14 protein-coding genes are annotated in these 18,813 nt (G+C 34.6%); 12 read left to right on the forward strand and 2 right to left on the reverse strand.

Annotation, left to right across the window (positions count from 1 at the left end; translation table 11 throughout):
- Complete coding sequence (locus XJ32_RS09950) at positions 1-1,833, reverse strand: tetratricopeptide repeat protein (RefSeq protein ID WP_077389453.1); 1,833 nt, start codon at positions 1,831-1,833, stop codon at positions 1-3.
- A 200-nt stretch (positions 1,834-2,033) separates the two neighbouring features.
- Positions 2,034-2,549, reverse strand: a complete 516-nt coding sequence (locus XJ32_RS09955) for a hypothetical protein (protein WP_254422360.1) — start codon at positions 2,547-2,549, stop codon at positions 2,034-2,036.
- A gap of 85 nt (positions 2,550-2,634) precedes the next feature.
- Between XJ32_RS09955 and purF the strand changes: the two genes are divergently transcribed.
- The 12 genes from purF (at position 2,635) to XJ32_RS10015 (ending at position 18,803) form a co-directional block, all read left to right on the forward strand.
- Positions 2,635-4,029, forward strand: a complete 1,395-nt coding sequence (purF, locus tag XJ32_RS09960) for an amidophosphoribosyltransferase (RefSeq protein ID WP_077389457.1) — start codon at positions 2,635-2,637, stop codon at positions 4,027-4,029.
- A gap of 19 nt (positions 4,030-4,048) precedes the next feature.
- Positions 4,049-5,062, forward strand: a complete 1,014-nt coding sequence (mnmL, locus tag XJ32_RS09965) for a tRNA modification radical SAM protein MnmL/YtqA (RefSeq protein ID WP_174566021.1) — start codon at positions 4,049-4,051, stop codon at positions 5,060-5,062.
- A gap of 347 nt (positions 5,063-5,409) precedes the next feature.
- Positions 5,410-5,631, forward strand: a complete 222-nt coding sequence (locus tag XJ32_RS09970; protein WP_174566022.1) for a hypothetical protein — start codon at positions 5,410-5,412, stop codon at positions 5,629-5,631.
- A gap of 50 nt (positions 5,632-5,681) precedes the next feature.
- Positions 5,682-7,016: a glutamate--tRNA ligase gene (gene gltX, locus XJ32_RS09975; protein WP_077389461.1), complete on the forward strand. Its 1,335-nt coding sequence runs from the start codon at positions 5,682-5,684 to the stop codon at positions 7,014-7,016.
- Position 7,017: 1 nt separating this feature from the next.
- Positions 7,018-7,296, forward strand: a complete 279-nt coding sequence (locus XJ32_RS09980; protein WP_005218428.1) for a YggT family protein — start codon at positions 7,018-7,020, stop codon at positions 7,294-7,296.
- 26 nt (positions 7,297-7,322) lie between these two features.
- On the forward strand, positions 7,323-9,182 hold the full coding sequence (locus XJ32_RS09985; RefSeq protein ID WP_077389463.1) for a lytic transglycosylase domain-containing protein: 1,860 nt from the start codon (positions 7,323-7,325) through the stop codon (positions 9,180-9,182).
- An 86-nt stretch (positions 9,183-9,268) separates the two neighbouring features.
- A complete protein-coding gene (locus XJ32_RS09990; RefSeq protein ID WP_077389465.1) occupies positions 9,269-10,111 on the forward strand; it encodes an NHL repeat-containing protein in 843 nt (280 codons plus the stop codon).
- A gap of 94 nt (positions 10,112-10,205) precedes the next feature.
- On the forward strand, positions 10,206-11,882 hold the full coding sequence (locus XJ32_RS09995) for a DUF2972 domain-containing protein (protein WP_077389467.1): 1,677 nt from the start codon (positions 10,206-10,208) through the stop codon (positions 11,880-11,882).
- A gap of 231 nt (positions 11,883-12,113) precedes the next feature.
- Complete coding sequence (locus tag XJ32_RS10000; RefSeq protein WP_167619999.1) at positions 12,114-13,769, forward strand: DUF2972 domain-containing protein; 1,656 nt, start codon at positions 12,114-12,116, stop codon at positions 13,767-13,769.
- A gap of 303 nt (positions 13,770-14,072) precedes the next feature.
- Entirely contained in the window at positions 14,073-14,927 is an 855-nt protein-coding gene (locus tag XJ32_RS10005; protein ID WP_077389471.1) for a class I SAM-dependent methyltransferase, read from the forward strand.
- 57 nt (positions 14,928-14,984) lie between these two features.
- Complete coding sequence (locus XJ32_RS10010) at positions 14,985-15,752, forward strand: class I SAM-dependent methyltransferase (RefSeq protein ID WP_077389473.1); 768 nt, start codon at positions 14,985-14,987, stop codon at positions 15,750-15,752.
- Between the two features lie 27 nt (positions 15,753-15,779).
- On the forward strand, positions 15,780-18,803 hold the full coding sequence (locus XJ32_RS10015; RefSeq protein ID WP_077389475.1) for a PEP-utilizing enzyme: 3,024 nt from the start codon (positions 15,780-15,782) through the stop codon (positions 18,801-18,803).
- The last annotated feature ends 10 nt before the right edge of the window (positions 18,804-18,813 follow it).

Below are 18,813 nucleotides of genomic sequence, written 5' to 3' on the forward strand. Positions count from 1 at the left end.
CTACTCTTTAAATGTCTGCTTTAAAAACGCATTAAGTTTTTCTAAGACACCACGCCATTCATGTAAATCTTCTTGTATAAATAGCTTTGTGCTATCATACCAAATAGTAGAATCATGTTTGCAAAATCTCCCCCATCTCCAGTCATGCCGCTTATATAATAATACAGCCGTAGGAATACCTAAAGTAGCACTTAAATGCGCTAATGCAGAATCTATGCTAATCACAAAATCCATATTTAATAAAATCCTAGCACTATCATAAAAGTCTTTAATCTCTTTTGACATATCGATGACACTAAATTCTTTCGCAAGACCAGAATCAATGCCTTCATACTGCAAACTATAATATGTGAAGTTTTTATGCGGCAAGGATTCTAAAAGCTTTTGTGCGTATATGGACTTTTCTCTTGCGTTTTGAAAGTTTGGATTTGAGCTAAAGTTTAGGGCGATCTTTATTTGCTTTTTTGTCTCTATTGCATTATGCGTATTTGTTATAAAGTGATTTTTCGCTTGTGCCTTTGTGCTTAGGAATACATCATCTTTTAGCTCTTCTTTTTGTGCGTAATGCTGATACGATTCTAAAACCTTTTTTATAGATATTTGAGATTCTGTCATATTTGTGTGTATAAAAGTATCACTTAGCATAGAATCTTTTAAGCCATTAGAATCTTTTATTTGAGATTTTATAAGAAAGGATAATAAGGTATTTCTAAAAGATTCTAAGCCCACTTTTACACTCTTTTCATTGGCAAATAAAAAGGCAAGGCTTGGCAGGGGGAGAGCTATATCATAATCATCATGCACTTTTTCACTGCAGCACACATTAAAGCAGCTAAAGATTTTACAAAGCTCTTTTGGAGCAAAAATTATCTTTTCTTTACATGAAAGAAGTGGTATAAATCTTGCAAACATAATGCTATCTCCAAAGCCTTGCTCGTGGTAAAGTGCTACTCTCTTATCTTGCAAGAAATCTAATATACTTTTAGAATCCTGAAAAGAAAAATCAAGAAAATGCCTATCCATAGTCTTTGGCAGCATAACTCTTCTGTGTTCATAGAGTGCAAAGCCTGTTTGAAACTCATTTAAGCTTAAATATAAATGTGAGAGATTTATCACATATCTTATATCTGGATTTAGGCTAATCGCCCTGCTATATGCCTCTTTTGCTAACTCTACCTCATCGTTATAACGAAGTGCATTTGCGTAGTTAAAATAGAAATTAGAATCTTGTGTGTAATGTGGCTCTAACTCTCTATAAAGTGTGATAGCAGATTCCAAATCATCTAAATTTGTATAGATTTGTGCTAGATTTATACCCGCATCGCCCATACCGCTTTCATAGGCGAGTGAGTAGTATTTCAATGCGAGTTTAAAGCTACCTATGGCGGCTTGCTGATTGGCTAGATTAAAGATAGCATGTATATCTTTTGGATTAATCTTAATAGCTATCATGTAATGTTGAATAGATCTCTCATAATCTTGTAAATCACCATAGCATTTTGCGAGATTAAAATGCAAATTCTCATCATCTTTTGGCAGAAGATTCTGTAAAAGTGCTATGGCTTGTAGCGTCATATTATTTCTTCTATAAAATTCCGCAAGATTGAGTGAGAGTGTAAAGACATGCTCTTTATGATGCTTTTTTGCTATCTTTAGTGCGTCTTCAAGGCATTTAATCGCTTCTTGCAGCTGCCCTATATTGTTATAACAAAACGCACATAAACTCCATGCTTCAATATTTGTGCGTTGCTGCATAATCAGCTTTAAACATGCTTCAATGCAGGTTTGCCACTGCTTATTATTAAATAACTGACGAATAGTCTCTATATTCATATAAAACCCTAAAATAATCTAAATAATCGCAAACAATCAAATTTAATACCAAAATAATCAATCTTTTGTTATTCTACATAAATAACACAATGATATGAAAAACGACTCATGTTTGATGAAACTAAGCACAATATTAAGCTTTTGTATTGTAGCTTTGCGATACTTTTGTTTGATGTTAAACCAAGTTATCAAGCATATATCTACCACGCTTCATCAATACCTATGAGAATGCAGCTTGTAAGATAAGGTGCAGCACAATAGGAAAATACCTTGCCGCCTTTGCCGATTTCATGCAGTGCAGAATAGTATCTTTGAGCGAATTTAAAATACCTTACTTTTGCTTTTTTATCGCCAAACTCATCAGCTAAGATTCCCCCCACACTCACACCATCTAAGTCATTATGCTGACTTATCCACTCTATATAAAACATAGATAGAATCACATAGGTATGATAGCCGTGCATTTGCCCTAGATTCATCTTGCTAAAAGCGGTGTGTGAGACAATCTTTTTGCCATTAAAGCGGACAAAGTTTCGCTCATTTGATTGCTTATCGACTTGTTTATAATAGGCTTCTAGCTTTTTTGTATTTTTTTCTAACACTTCGCTTGCATCTATGTTTTTCCAAGTTTTGTTTTGATTGTATTTTCTTTGTGTATTTTCATTCGCATACAACACAAAAAGACTGAAAAAAAGTAACAACAATATGCGGTGCATACAAAGCCTTTTTAAATTTTTGTTATTGTAGCTTAAAAACATTATGATACAATCCCTATTTATCATTTTAACCCAAGGCTTTTGTATGGATAAACACTGGAATGAGGAATGTGCTGTTGTTGGTGCATTTAACTGCGATGAAGCAGCCTTCATGGCATATTACGCCCTTTTTGCAATGCAGCACAGAGGGCAGGAGGCAAGCGGTATAGCAATAAGCAATGGCAAAAATATCACTACTCAAAAAGGGCAAGGACTTGTAACAAAGGTTTTTAGCAAATCAATCTTAGAAAAGCTAAAAGGCATGAATGCGGTAGGACATAATCGCTATGCAACTGCTGGGGCAGATTCTAATGGCGATTGTCAGCCTATTTTTGCGCGTTATGGCTTAGGTGAGATTGCTCTCGTGCATAATGGAAATCTCACAAATGCAAAAAACATTCGCCAATCACTCACACAGCAAGGTGCAATATTCCAAAGTAATTTAGATACAGAAGTCATCATCCATTTAATCGCAAGAAGCACAAAAAAGCATTTAACCCCGCGTATTATGGAATCTTTACGTGAGATTGAGGGGGCGTTCTCACTTGTGATTCTAAGTCGCTCTAAAATGTTTGCAGTAAGAGATAGATTTGGTCTTCGTCCATTAAGCTTAGGGGAGATAACCAATAAAGATGGCTCAAAAGGCTATATTGTAGCAAGTGAGACTTGTGCGTTTGATCTTGTTGGGGCGAGTTTTGTGCGAGATATTGAGCCGGGGGAATTAGTCGTATTTGAGAAAAATCGCAATAATGAAACAAAGATTATAAGCATAAAAGTCTTTGAAGAGATTCTAAAACCATGCGTTTTTGAATATATCTATTTTGCCCGCCCTGATAGTGTCGTCTTTGGTAAAAGTGTGTATATGGTAAGAAAGAATCTAGGCAAACAATTAGCACTAGAGCATAAGATTGATGCAGATATCGTTATGCCTGTGCCAGATAGTGGTCTTGCCGCTGCTATTGGATATAGCGAGCAAAGTAAAATCGCATTTGAGTTGGGATTAATTAGAAATCATTATGTAGGTAGAACCTTTATTGAGCCAACACAAGAGCTAAGAGAGCTAAAAGTGCGATTAAAGCTTAATCCTATTAGAGAAGTGATCGAGAATAAAAGGGTTATAGTGATAGATGATTCGCTTGTGAGAGGCACGACAAGTAAGGCTATCGTGCGATTATTAAAACAAGCTGGTGCAAAAGAAGTGTATCTACTCATTTCTGCACCATCGACTATTTCGCCATGCTATTATGGTGTGGATACGCCGAGTAAAAGTGAGCTTATATCTGCGAATAAAAGCAATGATGAGGTAAAAAAATTTATTGGTGCTGACTATCTTGGGTATCTCTCTTTAGAAGGCTTGAAAACTGCGGTAGAACCGCATAATTATAGCTATTGTCAAGCATGTTTTGATGGTAACTATTTACATGATGTAGAATCAAAATAAAGGGGCATGGGTGAAGATAATGCTAACAGTTGGGCGATATTTTAAACAGCGATTTGGTGAAAAAGTAAGAAAGATTCCAATATCTTTAAGCGGCTTTACTTGTCCTAATATTGATGGCAAGGTCGCAAAAGGTGGCTGCATTTATTGTAAAAATGAGACTTTTTCACCATCGCTTGTAATGAAAAAAAAGCAGAATTCCAATATAGATTCTAACAATACAGAATCTACACAAGAACAAAACATAAAAGATATTACTAAATTAAAAATGAACTTTTCATTGACAGAAAATCCGTTGTTGCCTACACAATTAAGGGAGCTTGAGACGCAATTCCACTATCATGCGAACTTTCATAAAAATAAATATGGCATAAAAAAATACATGGTGTATTTTCAAAGTTTTACAAACACTTATGCACCATTTGACACACTCAAAGCCCTTTATACAAAGGCATTGAAGTTGCCTGATGTTGTAGGCATGAGCATAGGCACAAGGGTTGATTGCGTAGATTCTAAACTGCTTGATTTTTTAGGGGAGTTTGTAAAAGAGGGTAAGGAAATATGGCTTGAGTATGGAATCCAATCTATCTATGAAGAGACACTAAAGCTTACAAACAGAGGGCATACTATGGAGGGTGTAGAATCTCTTTTTAAAGAGACAAGAAAAAGGGGGATAAAAGTCTGTGCGCATTTAATCTATGGCTTACCTAATGAAAGCGTGGATATGATGATACACTCATTACAAACCATTCTAAGTTATGGCGTAGATTCTCTAAAAATCCACCCACTCTATGTTGTGGAGGGCACAGCCTTAGCGCGCATGTATAAAAAGGGCGAATATACACCAATTAGCCTAGAAGACTATGGCGAGGCAATAGCAAAATCACTCAAACTTATCCCGCCAAATATTGTGATACAAAGAGTTAGTGCTGGAGCGCATGATGAGAGCTTAATCGCACCAAAATGGTGCTTTGATAAAAATATCCAAATGCGTTATTTACGCGATAGACTAAAAAAAGAGGGGATAGATTACTAAGTTTTTGTTGCTTTGTATTTATGCGATGTTTATTGAGTCTATTGTGTCAAAGTTTTTATATATCTATACTTCTAATTTTGCATTTATTTGTAAATTTTTAAACTTTGATGACATAATATTTTATAAGATAATGCTAAGCACTAGAACAAAATCTTGTTGTGTCCATAAAAAAATTACGCCTTATACTTATATTCGTTTATTAACCCAATTGCTAAAAATAGGTTTTATGGGATACTAAAATATGTTATGCATTAAAAGCCAAATTACAATTTCTTATCATACCTGCAAGTGTAGGCAAGAGTTTTGTTTGTGTCAGCCACAAGCAAAATATCTTTTATGGAATTCGTGTGAGATTATTGCTTTGCTTAATAGGCTATTGCTTGAGTTCTGCACAAAACATTGCTGCATTAAATTTACTTCATAATGCAAAAAATATTACTCATCTCTCACAAGTAGCAGCTATTGCAGCACTAAAAGATAAAGAATATATGGAATCTTATGTAAAAGAGGTTGTATTAGCAAAAGTGTTTTTCTTAAACACATTGGATTCTATTTATTTAACTTTATAAAATCAAGGTAGAATTACCCATTTATTTAAAAGCTATTAAAAAGGAAAAGTATGCTTCGTTTCGCCCCATCGCCAACAGGCGATATGCATATTGGTAATTTACGCGCTGCTATTTTTAACTATATCATGGCAAAAAAGCTAAAACAACCCTTTATTATTAGGATTGAAGACACAGATTTAGAAAGAAATATAAAGGGAAAAGACAAAGAGATTTTAGCACTTTTGCAAACTTTTGGATTAGAATTTTCATCTGTGATTTATCAAAGTGATAATTTTGCATTGCATAGAGATTTAGCATTAAAGTTAATAAAAGAAGGGAAGGCGTTTTATTGCTATTGCTCTAAAGAGTTTTTAGAAGATAAAAGAGAAGAGGCAAAGGCACAAAAGATTGCATTTAGATACAAAGATGAATGGGCAGAGCTTGAAAAAGGGGCAAAAAGCACAAGCCCGATTATACGACTAAGGGCAAATGAGGCGGTTAGCTTCATAGATTCTATAAAGGGCGAGATTTCTTTTAATGCCAATGAAATTGATAGCTTTGTGATTATGAGAAATGGCATTCCTACCTACAACTTTGCGTGTAGCATTGATGATAAAGAGATGAGCTACATTATAAGGGGGGAAGATCATATCAGCAATACGCCAAAGCAAATACTCATTAAAAGAGCATTAGGGTTTAGCGAAAATGTAAAATACGCACATTTACCTATCATTCTTAATGAAGAGCATAAAAAAATGTCAAAAAGAGATAAAGCTTCAAGTGTAGAATGGCTTCTATCTCAAGGGCTAGAGGCAAGGGCTATTGCAAACTATCTCATTTTACTAGGGAATACAAAGCTAGAGAATAAACTTGGCGAATTGTTTAGTTTAGAATCTTGTATAGAGCATTTCTGTCTTGAGAATGTTGCGAGTAACCCGGCGCAATTTGATTATAAAAAAATGGCACAAATTAGCAGAGATATTATGCGAGAAAGAGAGATTTCTAGCTTTTATCCGCTTTTTTCAAATTTAGATTCTATGCGCCTAAATTCTCCACAAAGTTTTGATGACTTAATTACCCTTTATCTCAATGAAGTAGGCACACAAATAGCATTAAAAGAACATATAGATTCTATATTTTTAGCAATAGATAAAAAGCGGGAGAATCTAGTGGAGTTTCATAATGAATTTGATAGCATTCTTAAGGTAATAAGAGAGAATCTAGATAAGATTCAGGGCTATGATTATAATGAGTTTAAAGACTTTATTGCAACTCAAAGCGGATATAAAGGAAAATCTCTTTTTAAACCTTTGAGAATGATTCTAAGCGGACAGGAACACGGCATAGAGCTTGATAAACTCTATCATGTTTTAAAGCCATTTATACGCGATATTGTAAGGAAATAATATGGGTTTAGTATTAAATGCGATTGGAAATATACTTTCATGGGTGATTACACTATACTGCTGGGTGATTTTTATCAGTGCGATATTACACCTTGCGCGTGCTGATCCGTATAGCCAACTCATGGATATTTTAAATAGACTGACATATCCAGCATATTCATTTGTAAAGCGATTTGTAAAAACGGAATTTAATGGTTTAGAACTTGCACCTTTAATAATCATTCTTGTATTGCAGTTTATTAACCTAACGCTTGTTAGATTCTTACTTGCTTTTCATTAATTATTTTATAAAAACAAAGGGGCTTTATGCGATATTTCTCTTTACTTTTTTTTATATTTTCTACAAGTTATGCAGATAGCATTATAGACTTTGGCAAACAGGAAACAAAGACATATAAACCATATGAAGCAAATAAAACAGATTATAATAAAGTAAATCACACAATAGAATCTAGCGTGCAAACACCTACTAAAGTCGCACAAGTAGCAACTGCAAATACGACACATAAAACACAGGCAATAGCCCATTCAAACACACCAACACACAAGGGCAATCATCTCAAAGGGCAAGAGTTTTTTAACTATTATATTAAAGGCAAACCAAAGGGCATTGTGCGAGATTTCTACATTTGGCAATATCTCAATGAAAACAAACTCAATGCAGCACAGATTAATGAAGCCTATCAGCTACTAAACGCAAAGAATCCATACTTGCGTAAAACACTAAAAAGTCTTGGTAAAACAGAGAAAATGCCACGAGATATTACATGTCAAAATATGCAGATACAAGCCGCATTAAAAGAAGATAACGCATGTCTTGCAATCTCTGTGCGTAATAGAATGGCAGCCTTTAAGACTTTGGGGGCTAAAGAGAGAGACGCGGTTATCAGCCGTCTTGCAAAAACAAACCCAGATACTACAAGGGCGATTAAGATTCTAGCCACACAAGATCGCACAAGCAGTCTTTTTAATGACAATGCAATCGTGTTTAGCATGGTATATCATGCGTTGAGTGCTGATGAAAAATCTAAGATAAAAAGTAAAGACCCAAACAAAGATTTAAATAGATTAAGTGCCTATAATACACAAGGATTCTATTATATTTTAAATTCTATTGCCCTAGATTCTAATGTTAGTAATCTCAAAAAAATGCTTTTAGAGAGTGATATAACACAAGCCCCACATAATACGCTTTTTTTACTTGGTATTAATGAATTGCGATTTGGTTCAAAAGATAAGGCAATGAACTACTTTAAAAGAGCAAAGCAGAAATCCAATATCGCATTTTTCATTGATAGAGCAGTATTTTGGCAATATCTTGTGAGTAAAGATAAAAAGTATTTAGAAGAGTTATTGCAAAGCAAACATGTAAATATCTTTAGCATTTATGCCGCACAAAAGCTAAATAAAGAACCAAAATATACTATTATTACAAAACTTCCTTCCCTTGCGTTTGATAATCCGCCATTTGATATTAAAGATCCTTATGTATGGCAGAATATCACAAACACCATGCTACACACAAGCGATCCCATAAAACTTGCAAAAGTGATCCCATATTTTTCATACAAAGATACTATGCCACAACTTGCCTATCTCATGCAAAAGATTGACAAACATGCGACAAATTACTACATTACGCCTTATGAGGGCTTAGTTAAATGGAACTCAAAAGAAGAACAAAGCTTGGTATTTTCAATCGCAAGGCAAGAAAGCTACTTTATCCCAACGCTTATTTCACGATCTTTTGCACTAGGCATTATGCAGATTATGCCAGCTAATGTCAAGCCATTTGCAAAGGAAATGGGACGAACCGATATAGAATATAATGATCTCTTTGACCCAAAGACTTCACTAGAGATGGGCAGACATTTTATAAAGCAATTGCAAAGAGAGTATAAACACCCGCTTTTTGTTGCCTATGCGTATAATGGCGGACCGGGATTTTTACGCAGGACTTTAAAGAAAAATGAGCTATTTTTAAAGAATAGAGAATATGAGCCATGGCTTAGCATGGAGCTTATCCCACTAGAAGAGACAAGGTATTATGGTATGAGAGTATTAGCGAATTTTATTATCTATGAAAAACTTTTTGGCAAGGAATTAAATCTTGAAAAAATATTATCTGAAACCTTGCTTTATGAAAATCCAAGTATTACGAGATAAAACTTTATTGTATTAAAACCTAGAATCTATAGAATCCATATATTCTAGACTATAATGTAGAATCCATTTATCACAAAGGTTATTTTATGAAAAAAATATCTGCATTTTTCTGTTTATGTTTTTTAATGCTGCAAGCACAAGGCAATCGCATTGTAAGCATTGAGGGTTTTAACACCCCACAAGCTATCGCTATGACAAATCTCAGTGTATTTGTAAGCAATATGGGTGATAATCCTAATCTCACAAAAAGTGGTAGTGGCTTTATCAGTAAGCTTGATAAGACTGGGAAAATCATTGACTTGCAATTTATCGCAAACCTAAATATCCCAAAAAGCATGACAATACTTGATAATATTCTCTATGTCGTAGATATGAATATGCTAAAAGGGTTTAACCTTGCGACAAAAAGACAAGTGTTAAATCTCCCTATTAGCGGTGCTAATATGCTAAATGATATTGCAATTAGAGATTCTAACTCATTACTTGTGGCTGATGGTGAGACGGGGTTAGTCCTGCTTGTAGATCTCAAAAAGAAGAGTTATTATACCTTTGTTGCGATTGATAATACGCTAGGATCATTGCAAAACATAGCATTAGATAAAAAAGCTCTTTATGCAAGCACTTTTGATAAAGATCAGAAAAAAAGTCGCATTTTACGCATAGACCTTGAGACGAAAGAAGTGAGTGTAGTCCATGAGTTTGCTGAAAAAACATGTGGCATCGCACTCACTAATCATGGCGGTATCATAGTGGCTACAGAAGGACATAAAAACGCAACGAAGCTATATAAAATCTCTACTAACGCCAAAGTCTATACCATTGATATCGATGAGGATTTACAAGCACCAGCAAAATTTTTGCTTGATAAACAAGCCTTATGGATACCAGATACACTGAATAATAAAGTCCAAAAGATTATACCAGAGTGAAAGTTTGTTTTGCTGTGATGTTTCGTGCAATGTTTTTTATGCTTTCTTGATACTATGTGTGTTATAATAGAAATTCTTTTTATTTGGAGTATATATGGGTTTAAGAGAATCTAAAAGAATAAGGTTTATAAAAGAGAATGGCATAGCTACTTTTTTATGGCACACAACATGCAATAGCTGTGTTGTTGGTTATCTATTGCAAATCTATCCAAAACTTGTTTTAAGCAAATCTCAATATAAAACTTTCAAATTGGCATACAAGCATTTTGAAGAAAATTATAGAAATATAATTGTTATTAGTCCATTATTTTTTATGAAAAATCTTAAAAAGCATATCGCATGGTTAGAATCTGATACATTTAAAAATCAATATGGTAGTATTGAAAATTTAGAGAATATTAGCAAAAATACAATAGGTGCGACTATGATGTCTCCACAGAAAGATTCTAGGATAGACGAATTTACCCCCCCCCCCCCCATTTGTATTAACGGGTATTCACCGCAAACTAGCAATCATTTGAGTCCAACTCCAAACATAAATTCAATTCAACATAACATAGATATGGGTACTGTAATAAACCCGTATCCACCGCTACTTAACCCAAAAACAATAGACTATAAACATATCGGAGCGGAGATGGCGTGGGAACTAAACTTGCCATTGCCTAGCAACTATAAATTTGTATGGGTTTGCAATGGTGGGAGTGGCAGTGAAGCATTTATGTCATTTTTAGAACATTGTGGGGTGAATTTAGAGCCATTCTGGTATCACGCAAAAGAAAAATACATGCTTGATTTTAATATGCTGGTCTCAAAACCAAACCAATATAATATCCTGTGTATTCACAACAGATATATCGAACATACAAAATACATTCATTTAACACAAAAGCGAGACTTTATATATATCGCAGGTGATGTGATAAGTAGGCTAAAATCAGGGTTAAATCATTTAGATAACGATACAATGGCAGATATAATCACGCATGCAATGAGAAATCCAACACCAAACACACCAAAAGAGAAAATGTTTCCAGACTTAAGATATTACTACAAAGATTCTCAGGGTTTGCCAAACACAAAGTGCTTAAACACACATATGCTTCATTCATACACTGGATTCTATGACTTTTTCTCTTATGTAAAGCCATATATTAAGAATCTATACATTCTAAGCACCAATGATTTGAATGCAGAAAATGCTTTTAAGACATTTCAAAGATTATATGAAATTTTTTGCTTACCCAAAGCACCAACAGATGAAAAACTCTTTACTCAAAGAGCAAATATGTTTCGTGGTGGGTTATATGTTTTACCAATTTCTCTAAGGATACAACTTATAGATGTTCTGGCCACAATAGAGATTATGCCGTATCGATTCTCGTTAAATCTACCTTTTAAGGAGTCTAAAATCAATATTTCTCAAGAGATATTTGCCAAGGAAGTCGTTATAGATTCTATGGAGATAGTATTTATGATAAATAAAGATGAATTTGCAAAATTAATGGAAGATTATGAATCTTACGAAAAAGTAAGGCTTTATATTGCAGAATACATAGATATGCTAGAGGTAAGTGTGGAGCGTAATAAAAGTCAGCTTGTGAGTGAAACCGACATTCTATTATACCTGCAAAAAACAGGCCCCCATAGAGAACAACTGCAAGAATTAATGAAAATGGAAGCAGAATATTTTAAGACTTATTGTAGAGACATTTTTTCTTCATGGAAATATTACCAGGAGTTTGAGGAGATATGCATAAAAGAGCAGTAATGGTGTGTTTGTGTATATGAGAATTATGATTGTTAATTTTTGTTGGATAAAATCAGTGTTTTATTTTTATTGCTGTGCGGTTTTATTGTTTGCATAGTTTCGAGGTTGTTGATGAGTTTAAAAAAGTCTAGAAACATAAGGGTTTTGAGACATAGGGGGATTGCATTTTTTATATGCCACTATGCCAAAAAACAAATTGGTGCAATCAAAAGAGTCGGTGTAAAACGGTATATGCTGTCTTTTCTAGAGAAAAAAGTTGAAAAAAGACTAAAACGCTCTAGCAATAAGTTTCAGTTATTGTTGGAGATTTACCCTAAGAAATTTTTAAACAAATCTCAATATAAAACTTTCAAATTGGCATACAAGCATTTTGAAGAAAATTATAGAAATATAATTGTTATTAGTCCATTATTTTTTATGAAAAATCTTAAAAAGCATATCGAATGGCTAGAGTCTGAAACATTTAAAAGTCAATATGGTAGCATTGAGAATTTAGAAAATCTTAGAAAAAATACAATAGGTGCGACTATGATGTCTCCACAGAAAGATTCTGGAATAGACGAATTTACCCCCCCCCCCCCCCATTGTATTGCTGAATATCACCCTTGTTTGTCGGATCCTAATCTACAGATTACTACCCTATACAATACCCACACACAAAAGAATATCAACACAGATGGTGATAATGCCATGAGTGTATTGCCACAACGCATACAATTATATCCACCGTTATTGCAACCAGACACCATAGACTACTCTACAATAGACTACAATCTTGCATTAGAATTGCGTTTGCCACCCAAAACACCATACAAATTTGTTTTTATTCGCTATGGTTTATCAGGTGGGGCTGCTATGTCGGACTTTTTGACGCATAGCAGTGTGAGCGAAATGGAATATAAAAAAATTTTTAAACATTATTGCAAACAACAAGATATCTGCCTATATATTAATCATCTATGGCAGAGAGAAGAAAAAGATTTACGACGAGTACTTTATGCTTTAAAAAATAATGATTGGTTTCTTATTCTCGTGCGAGACCCCATATCAAGGATAAAAACTGCAATAAATCATGGTTGGTTTAAGCATGGAAGAAATTATGACCACATTATTGAATTTGATATAAATGATGATTTTTACAAGGTTGTGGATAGCATGGGCTTTTTTAATACAGAGGGAAAACTTGTTAGCAATCACGCCTTTATACACAACGATTCTTTAAAGCATATTATAGGATTGTGCTCTTTTGCATATTACTCAAATATTGCAGTATTGCCAAAAAATGCAAATATAACCTACCTTGACATGCAAGAAATTATGCCAGAAAAGGCATTTGACACTATGACAAAACTCGCCAAAAAGTTTGATTTTTCATTACCCAAAGAGCAAAATAGGGAAGATTATGTAGATATTCGATTTGGTAATTTCTTCTACATACTACCACTTACTTTCGCAATGGAGACACAAAACAGCAAGAAAGTCAAAGTCCACATCAGTGTCCAGCATAATATAAAATCAGATTCAGTCATGATAAATCACATTCTCTTTGACACACCCCACCCATTACTAGACCAAGTTGCTTTTAGCATGAGTGAAGATGATTTAAAAGCCTTGCAAGATGACAAAGAAACATTGGATAAAGTTAAAGCCTATATGCTTAGATTCCTAGATGAACTTAAAAAGCGAACTGACTATATACAACGGAATAAAAAACATGAAAATGATGTGTTGGAAATCTTTAGAGGTGATAGGGATTTACGGAGGAAATTTAAAGCTATGTTAGATAGAGAACTTATCCATATAAAAGCACATAGACCAGATATTGTCGCCTCGTGGAAATACTACCAAGAGTTTGAGAGAATGTGCGTAGAGGAGGGAGATATGTGAGAATAATTGCCATGAGATGATGGGAGTTTTGTCGCATTAACATATAGACTTTCATCATGGAAGAGTAGATTTTTTGTTTTATTTATGTTGTTTTTGGAAACTAGATTTTGTTACTTGTTATGACTTGTGCAGCAAAATATCTTTTTTGGTGCTTAAACCTGAGAGGTTTGGTCGCAATAAATCAAAACAAGAATGGCTATTAATGTGAAATATAGGCATATAAGTAAAGCAAAGAATCTAAACTCATTTTAAGATTCTTAAAGTTTTGCATTCAAGCAAATAAATTTAATAAAAAGGATAGGTATGAAACAAGGTGATTTTACAGAAGTGGCAAAGCACTATCACAATCGTCCCGCATATAGCGTGATGCTTTTAGACAAGCTTATAAAATGTGTAAATGACACTAATAAGCCTTTAGATAAGCTAAGAGTAGTAGAAGTTGGTGCTGGCACGGGCAAACTTACAAAGATTCTAGCTGATGACTTTGGCATGAATATAAGAGCGGTTGAGCCAAATGACTCTATGAGAGAAGAAGGAAAAAACTATACAAAAGATTCTAATATCTCATGGTGTAAGGGTAGTGGTGAAGACACTGGTATAGAATCTAGTAGTGCTGATTGGGTGATTATGGCGAGTTCATTTCACTGGACTGATCCTAAAAAATCCCTGCCAGAGTTTGCTAGAATCTTAGATGATAATTATTACCATAATGTGGCTAATAACGCTGACAATGGGGGGGGGGGGGGCAAACCTTATCAAAATTCCTCTACACAAAACAAGGCAGCCTATTTTACAGCAATATGGAATCCGCGTCATATAGCAGAAGGCTCGATATTCCATGAGATTGAAACAGAAATTAAGAATATTGTTCCAGAGCTTACTCGTGTGAGTAGTGGGACACAAAATGTGAAAAAATGGGAAGAAATCCTTGTTTCAACAGGGCATTTCAAGGACTGCTTTTTTATGGAATGCGACTACCTAGAAGTAATGAGTAAAGAAAGGTATTTGGGTGCGTGGCATTCTGTAAATGATATTCAGGCACAAGCAGGACAAAAAAGATGGCAACAAATTCTTAGCATGATTGAATCTAAGATTGCAAATCTAGATGAGATTGCAATACCTTATAAGATTCGTGCGTGGAGTGTGCGTAAGGCATAAGTCGTTTGTTATCCTTATTTGTCTTGCTTTGTGCATAGATAAGTAAGGATAAAAACGATGAAAAAAATAGTAGAACAAGTATGGGATTATACAAAACATGCGAAATTTTATAGTTATAGACCAAATTATGCACCAAAAAGCATTGATATGCTCACTTCTTTAGCAAAAGAGGGTAGGGCAAAGGCGAAAGTAGCAGATATTGGTGCGGGTAGTGGTAACTTGAGTATTATGCTTTTAGAGAGAGGCTTAGAAGTTGTAGCAGTTGAGCCAAATGATGCAATGCGTGAGATTGGGATAGAGAGAACGCAGGGTAAAAATATTACTTGGGTTAGGGCAACTGGTATAGATTCTACTTTGCAAAGTGGCGAGTTTGATTATGTAACCTTTGGGAGTAGCTTTAATGTGATGGATAGAAACTTTGCCATGCAAGAAGCACACAGACTCTTAAAGCCAAATTGCTATTTTTCATGTATGTGGAATCATAGAGATTTGGCTGATCCTATACAAGAGAAGGCAGAAAGCGTGATTGTGAAATTTGTGCCAAACTATGATAGAGGTGTGAGACGGCAGGACCAAAGAGAGATTATAGAATCTAGAAAAGATTTATTTGACAATATTATCTATCTAGAGGAAGATTTCTACTTTCATCAAAGCATAGATAACTATATCAACGCATGGAAAAGTGTGAAAAATCCTTATTGGGATTTAGAGACAAGCGAGGGCAATGCTTTGTTTGAGAATATCAGCAATGCCATGCGTGAAGCCCTGCCAAGTGAGTTTAGCATAAAATATACGACAAGGTGCTGGAGTGCTAGAAAAGTGTAGGCTTAAAGAATTAATGTAAGGAATAATATGCAAAAATTAGAGTTTCAAAGTAAGGCAAAGAATCTTTATATGCTACAAAACAGGCTAAAGAATGCAGAGATTTTACCGCTTTTAATACTCACAAAAGAGGCAGTAAAGACGCATTTAGAAGAAGCCCTAAATCTGATAGAATCTTTTTGCAAGAGTGAGGGCATACAAAGACTTATTATCCGCAGTTCTTCACTAAGCGAAGATTCTAAACATACTTCAAATGCTGGAGCATTCCTTAGTATCGCAGATATTGTGGCACATGATAAGAAAGCTATTATTGAAGCATTACAAAAAGTAGCAGATTCTATGCCAAATAGTAACGATGAGATTCTAATCCAGCCATATTTGCAACACATTAGCCTATGTGGCGTTGGCTTTAGTGTAGATAAAGACAATTTTAGTCCATACTATTGTATAGAATGTGATAGTAGCGGCTCAAGCAGCAGTATTACTGATGGAAGCAGTAAGGAGAAAATAAGCTATTTTCAGTATAGAGATATGCCTGATTTTACCCAAGATGGCATGTCTTTAGATACAAATACTTGGGGTTTAGAATCTAAATCTTGTCATGTTGAGTGCAGCGAAACATCTAATATAAAATCTCATCAAAGCTTAAATGATAAAATAGATTCAAATAAGGATATTTCGCCTTTTTCAAAGACTCAATATGACAAGAATCTGGATTCTATAAATTTTGCACCCTTGCACCCTGCACCCACCCAAGCGGCTGGGAATATAGAATCTACACCAACAGAGCACATAAACAAAACCGCAAATTCTAGCAGTTGCTCTATGGCTTTGGAGGCTTTGGCTGAATTAGAGGGTGGGAGTTATCTAAGCGATAATGACTATCCCTCTAATTCAGCTAATCGTTCAAATTGTATAGACAAGGGCGAATTTTTACGGAATCTAGATTCTACAAAATGCACAAAAGGTGGTTCTGCGGAAGTATCTTTAGGCAATTTTGCAGGTTGTGTAGATATTGCAACAAGGAGTTATCTAGACGATAATGACGCAGTTGCAATATCAAACTCCTGCAAAAGTGGCAAAGAGACAACGCAGTCAAACAAGAATCTAGAATCTAACAACAAAAGATTCAAGCAAATCATCTCTCTTATGCAAGAGTTAGAATCTCTCTTGCAATATAACTTCATTGACATTGAGTTTGCTTTTGCAAAGCCTTTTTCACAAGATATAAAAGAGACTTCTAATCGACTTGATTTAAAGCAAGACAGCATAAAACAAAAAGATTCTACGCAAGAATGCACCAAAGATTCTAAAAATAAATTAAATGATAATGAAACACTCTATCTTTTGCAAGTGCGACCTTTAGTAAAATCAAATATCAATCTCTTTAACGCATTACCACAAGATGCCCTAACAAGACTTCAAAAAAGGCTTACAAGTTTCCTTAAAAAGACACCAAATGTGTTGGGTGATAGGGCTATTTTTGGCGTTATGCCTGATTGGAATCCAGCAGAAATCATTGGATTGCGTCCTAAGCGATTAGCCCTTAGCCTTTATAAAGAGATTGTAACAGATAATATTTGGGCGTATCAAAGAGATAATTATGGCTATAAAGCCTTGCATTCACACCCACTTATGCACTCTTTTTTGGGTATCCCCTATATTGATGTAAGGGCGTCTTTTAACTCATTTATACCAAAAGATTTAGATTCACGCATTGCTTCAAAACTTGCCAATTACTACTTGCAAAGACTAGATTCTAATCCACAATTCCACGATAAAGTGGAGTTTGAAATAGTCTTTTCATGTTATGATTTTAATACGCCAAATAGCCTTACAACACTTCTTAATCATGGCTTTAATAGCAATGAGATAAAAAGACTAGAGTTTGCTTTATTAGAGCTTACAAATCAAATTATTAACACAAAAAATGGCTATTACACAAAAGATTTAGAAAAAGTAGCAAAATTGCAAGATTCCTTTACTAAGATTAAAAACTCTGATTATTCCCTAATCGATAAAATCTATTGGAGTTTGCAGGAATGCAAAAGGCTTGGGACGCTGCCATTTGCAGGTATTGCTAGGGCTGGTTTTGTAGCAGTTTTAATGTTAAATTCTTTAGTTAGCATTGGCTTTTTAAGCGAAGATGAAAAGAATGCTTTTTTACATACACTAAATACGATAAGTAAGCAACTAGCAGAAAGCAGTATGAATCTAAATGCAGAAAATAAAGCAGCATTTTTAGAGAAATTTGGACATTTGCGTGCAGGAAGTTATGATATTTTAAGTCCGCGTTATGATGAGGATTTTGAGCGGTATTTTAACCTTGATAAATTGCATGAGATAGCACAACATACACCATTTTCTCTAAGCACAGATAGACTAGAAAAGCTAGATAGAATCTTAAAAGAGCATGGCTTAAAGATAGATTCTACTGAATTTTTCCATTTTCTAAAAATTGCGATTGAGGGAAGGGAGTATGCGAAGTTTGAGTTTAGCAAGCTTTTATCTTATACACTTGTTTTAATCGGCGAATTAGGGGAGCATTATGGCATTTCAAAAGAGGATATGGCACATCTTGATATACATGATATTTTATCGCTTTATGCTAGTCTGTATTCAAAAAGTCCAAAGCAAAAGCTTTTAGATTCTATCTCTCGTCATAAGGAAGAATATAATCTTACACTAGCGATTAAATTGCCACCTTTAATCACTACAAAAGAGCAAATTTTTGCCTTTCAGACACAACAGGTCATGCCAAACTTTATCACACAAAAGTCAATCACCGCACTAAAAGCCCTGCATACAGATTCTAACTTAGAGGGTAAAATCGTTTTGATTTATGCAGCAGATCCGGGCTTTGACTATCTTTTTACAAAAAATATTGCTGGATTTATCACTTGCTATGGTGGGGCAAACTCTCACATGGCAATAAGGGCTTCAGAGCAAAACATGCCAGCAGTTATTGGCGTAGGCGAAGAGCAGTATCAAAAGTATTGCAAAGCTGAAAGGATAATGATTGATTGTCAAAGCGAACAGATTATTTGTTTATAAATCCATGCCA

It is taken from the genome of Helicobacter bilis, assembly GCF_001999985.1.
GTDB lineage: Bacteria > Campylobacterota > Campylobacteria > Campylobacterales > Helicobacteraceae > Helicobacter_A > Helicobacter_A rappini.

What these genes read in the sequence shown, in the direction of transcription:
- XJ32_RS09950 (WP_077389453.1), bottom strand. Translation starts at nt 1,833, where the DNA reads ATGAATATAGAGACTATTCGTCAGTTATTTAATAATAAGCAGTGGCAA.
- XJ32_RS09955 (WP_254422360.1), bottom strand. Translation starts at nt 2,549, where the DNA reads ATGCACCGCATATTGTTGTTACTTTTTTTCAGTCTTTTTGTGTTGTAT.
- purF (WP_077389457.1), top strand. Translation starts at nt 2,635, where the DNA reads ATGGATAAACACTGGAATGAGGAATGTGCTGTTGTTGGTGCATTTAAC.
- mnmL (WP_174566021.1), top strand. Translation starts at nt 4,049, where the DNA reads ATGCTAACAGTTGGGCGATATTTTAAACAGCGATTTGGTGAAAAAGTA.
- gltX (WP_077389461.1), top strand. Translation starts at nt 5,682, where the DNA reads ATGCTTCGTTTCGCCCCATCGCCAACAGGCGATATGCATATTGGTAAT.
- XJ32_RS09980 (WP_005218428.1), top strand. Translation starts at nt 7,018, where the DNA reads ATGGGTTTAGTATTAAATGCGATTGGAAATATACTTTCATGGGTGATT.
- XJ32_RS09985 (WP_077389463.1), top strand. Translation starts at nt 7,323, where the DNA reads ATGCGATATTTCTCTTTACTTTTTTTTATATTTTCTACAAGTTATGCA.
- XJ32_RS09990 (WP_077389465.1), top strand. Translation starts at nt 9,269, where the DNA reads ATGAAAAAAATATCTGCATTTTTCTGTTTATGTTTTTTAATGCTGCAA.
- XJ32_RS09995 (WP_077389467.1), top strand. Translation starts at nt 10,206, where the DNA reads ATGGGTTTAAGAGAATCTAAAAGAATAAGGTTTATAAAAGAGAATGGC.
- XJ32_RS10000 (WP_167619999.1), top strand. Translation starts at nt 12,114, where the DNA reads ATGCTGTCTTTTCTAGAGAAAAAAGTTGAAAAAAGACTAAAACGCTCT.
- XJ32_RS10005 (WP_077389471.1), top strand. Translation starts at nt 14,073, where the DNA reads ATGAAACAAGGTGATTTTACAGAAGTGGCAAAGCACTATCACAATCGT.
- XJ32_RS10010 (WP_077389473.1), top strand. Translation starts at nt 14,985, where the DNA reads ATGAAAAAAATAGTAGAACAAGTATGGGATTATACAAAACATGCGAAA.
- XJ32_RS10015 (WP_077389475.1), top strand. Translation starts at nt 15,780, where the DNA reads ATGCAAAAATTAGAGTTTCAAAGTAAGGCAAAGAATCTTTATATGCTA.